Source organism: Pseudomonas sp. REP124 (genome assembly GCF_020164475.1).
Taxonomy (GTDB): Bacteria; Pseudomonadota; Gammaproteobacteria; order Pseudomonadales; family Pseudomonadaceae; genus Aquipseudomonas.
The window spans coordinates 1-3306 of sequence record NZ_JAIQWX010000270.1; the positions used below are offsets into that span (position 1 = coordinate 1).

At 63.2% G+C, this 3306-nt stretch carries 2 protein-coding genes; one reads left to right on the top strand and one right to left on the bottom strand.

Translation table 11 applies throughout. From position 1 onward, the window contains the following. Positions 1 to 498: 498 nt before the first annotated feature. Positions 499 to 1467, bottom strand: a complete 969-nt coding sequence (locus K9857_RS30060) for a LysR family transcriptional regulator (protein WP_224542167.1) — start codon at positions 1465 to 1467, stop codon at positions 499 to 501. Between the two features lie 275 nt (positions 1468 to 1742). Between K9857_RS30060 and K9857_RS30065 the strand changes: the two genes are divergently transcribed. Next, positions 1743 to 3254, top strand: coding sequence for an efflux transporter outer membrane subunit (locus tag K9857_RS30065; protein ID WP_224542169.1), 1512 nt, complete (start codon positions 1743 to 1745; stop codon positions 3252 to 3254). The last annotated feature ends 52 nt before the right edge of the window (positions 3255 to 3306 follow it).

The following is a 3306-nucleotide window of genomic DNA, read 5'->3' on the forward strand; positions in this document are numbered from 1 at the left end:
CACGGCGCTGCGCGCCTGACCCCCGGATGAACGCCTCCACTCAGCCTGCCGAAGGGGCGGGTGGATCAAAATCAAAAGCCAAAGCAAAAGCGCTCGAGGCGAGCTGACACTCGACCTGGCTGGTGTTCGCATTCCCGTGTAGGAGTTGCCGAAGGCTGCGATCTTTTGATCTTGAAAGATCGCAGCCTCGTTTCACTCGTCAGCTCCTCAGTGGTTCGAGGTCGCCCACAGATTTGTGTATGACCACAAACTTGTGGGAGCTGGCTTGCCAGCGATGACGGCCTGCCATCCGAGCTGATTTCACGGATACACATCGAACCACTGTGGGAGCGGGCTTGCTCGCGAAGACGGCCTCACAGGCAACCCGATTTCCCGAATGTACCCAGCCAAAAACTGTGGGAGCGAGCCTGCTCGCGATGAATGCCCGGACACCGCGGACATTCAGGCAGCCAGCGTCATCGTTGACCACCATCGCGAGCGGGCTCGCTCCCACAGGGATCAGGTGGCGACCCGGGCTCCGGCCAGGCTGCCGCTCAGTTCATACGCCGCTAGTTCCGCCTGATGCGCCGCCAACAACTCCGGCAGGGATCCGCGCAGGTATTCGACCCAGGTCTTGATCTTCGCATCCAGGTACTGCCGGGATGGGTAGATGGCGTACAGGTTCAGTTCCTGGGAGCGGTATTTGGGCATGACGCGCACCAGCGAGCCGTTGCGCAGGCCTTCGATGGCGGCGTAGAGGGGCAGGACGCCGACGCCCATGCCGCTGGTGATTGCGGTTTTCATGGCGTCGGCGGAGTTCACCAGGAAAGGGGAGTTGTTGATGGTGACCATTTCCTGGCCGTCCGGGCCGTCGAAGGCCCATTTTTCCAGGGGGATGACCGGGCTGACCAGGCGCAGGCAGGAGTGGTTGAGCAGGTCGGCGGGTTTTTGTGCGCAGCCGTTGGCTTTGACGTAGGCCGGGGAGGCGCAAACGATGCTGTAGGTGATGCCCAGGCGCTGGGACACGAAACCCGAGTCCGGCAGTTCGCTGGCGAGGACGATGGACACGTCGTAGCCCTCGTCGAGCAGGTCCGGGACGCGGTTGGCCAGGGTCAGGTCGAAGGTCACGTCCGGGTGGGTCTTGCGGTAGCGGGCGATGGCGTCGATGACGAAGTGCTGGCCGATACCGGTCATGGTGTGCACTTTCAGTTGTCCGGCCGGGCGGGCGTGGGCATCGCTGGCTTCGGCTTCGGCCTCTTCGACGTAGGCCAGGATCTGTTCGCAGCGCAGCAGGTAGCGCTTGCCGGCTTCGGTCAGGGCGATGCGTCGGGTGGTTCGGTTGAGCAGGCGGGTTTGCAGGTGGGCTTCCAGGTTGGAGACCGCGCGCGAGACGTTGGCGGTGGTGGTGTCCAGTTGCACGGCGGCGGCGGTGAAACTGCCGGCCTCGGCCACGTAACTGAAGGCGCGCATGTTTTGCAAAGTGTCCATGGGGTGCTCTCGGGTTCGATGGCAAATTGTGACACGAAGTTTCAGGGGCTGAGACCCCCGACTTAGGGATTATCTCGTTAACGGTAACAAAGAATCACAGGATTCCCAGCTTATCGATTGAAACGGCTGCCCATAGAATTTCGGCAGCTCCACGTAGGAGCGTGGCTTGCCCGCGAAGGCGGCCTTGCGGTCAGCAACTTTATCGCCTGACAGACCGTCTTCGCGGGCAAGCCTCGCTCCTACAGGATTTTTCCAAATCTCAGGAATCTTCAGCAGTGCCGCGTCGCATCAGCAGAGCGCTCGAGTCGCTCAGTGTTTTGGCTTTAACCCTGGCAATCAGCGGCTGCATCGGAACCGGAGGTATTGCCCCGCAGGGCAAGGCGCTGGAGGCCAACTCACTGGCCACCGACGAAGCCATCCAGAGCGCCGCCCAGGATGCGCACTGGCCCACCGCTCAATGGTGGCAGGCCTATCGCGACCCGCAGTTGAATCGCTGGGTCGACCTTGCCGTACAGGGCAGCCCGAGCATGGCCATGGCCGCGGCGCGGGTGCGTCAGGCCAAGGCGATGGCCGGTGTCGCCGAGTCCGCCGAATCGCTGCAGATCAATGGCGAGTCCACCCTTAAACGCCACAACTGGCCCACCGACCCGTTCTACGGCCCGGGCGATCTGGCCAACACCACCACCTGGGACAACAACGCCGCGCTGGGCTTCAGCTACGCCCTCGACCTGTGGGGACGCGAGAGCAACAACACCGAGCGCGCGGTGGACATCGCCCATATGGCCGTCGCCGAAGCGCGTCAGGCCCAGCTCGAATTGCAGAACAATATCGTGCGGGTCTACATCGAGCTGTCGTTGCACTACGCGCAGCGGGACATCGTCGAAGCGACCCTGCATCAGCAACAGCAGATTCTCGATCTGGCGCAAAAGCGCTTGAACGGCGGCATCGGCACTCACTTCGAAGTCAGCCAGGCGCAGACGCCGCTGCCGGAAACCCACCGGCAGATCGATGCGCTGGACGAAGAGATCGCCCTGAGCCGCAATCAGCTGGCCGCGCTGGCAGGCAAGGGGCCGGGCGAGGGCGCGCAGTTGCAGCGTCCGACGCTGAAGCTTGGCGCCGCGCTGAAATTGCCCTCGGCGTTGCCCGCGCAACTGCTCGGCCAGCGACCGGACGTGGTTGCCAGTCGCTGGCAAGTGGCGGCGCAGGCCCGGGGCATCAATGTGGCCCACGCCGGTTTTTACCCCAACGTCGATCTGGTCGGCAGCCTCGGTTACATGGCCACCGGCGGCGGGGCGCTGGAGTTCCTGACCGGCAAGAAACTCAACTACAGCGTGGGCCCGGCGATTTCCCTGCCGATCTTCGACGGCGGTCGTCTGCGCGCCGAACTGGGTGAGGCTTCGGCGGGGTACGACATGGCCGTGGCCAGGTACAACCAGACTCTGGTCAATGCACTGAAGAACATCTCCGATCAGTTGATCCGCCGCGAATCTATGGACAAGCAGCAAGCTTTCGCCGCCGAGTCAGTGGCCACGGCGCAGAAGACCTACGACATCGCGATGATCGCCTACCAGCGCGGGCTCACCGATTACCTCAACGTGCTCAATGCGCAGACGTTGCTGTTCAAACAGCAGCAGGTCCAGCAGCAGGTGCAGGCGGCGCGATTGAGTGCCCATGCGGAGCTGGTGACGGCGTTGGGTGGCGGGTTGGGGGCGGGGGGTGATGTGCCGGAGGAGAGCGAGACAGCACCGCCTAAAACTCCTCGCCTATTGCAGAGCCTGGTCAATTGAACACAAACCCTGTGGGAGCGGGCTTGCTCGCGAAGGCGGCGTGTCAGGCGAC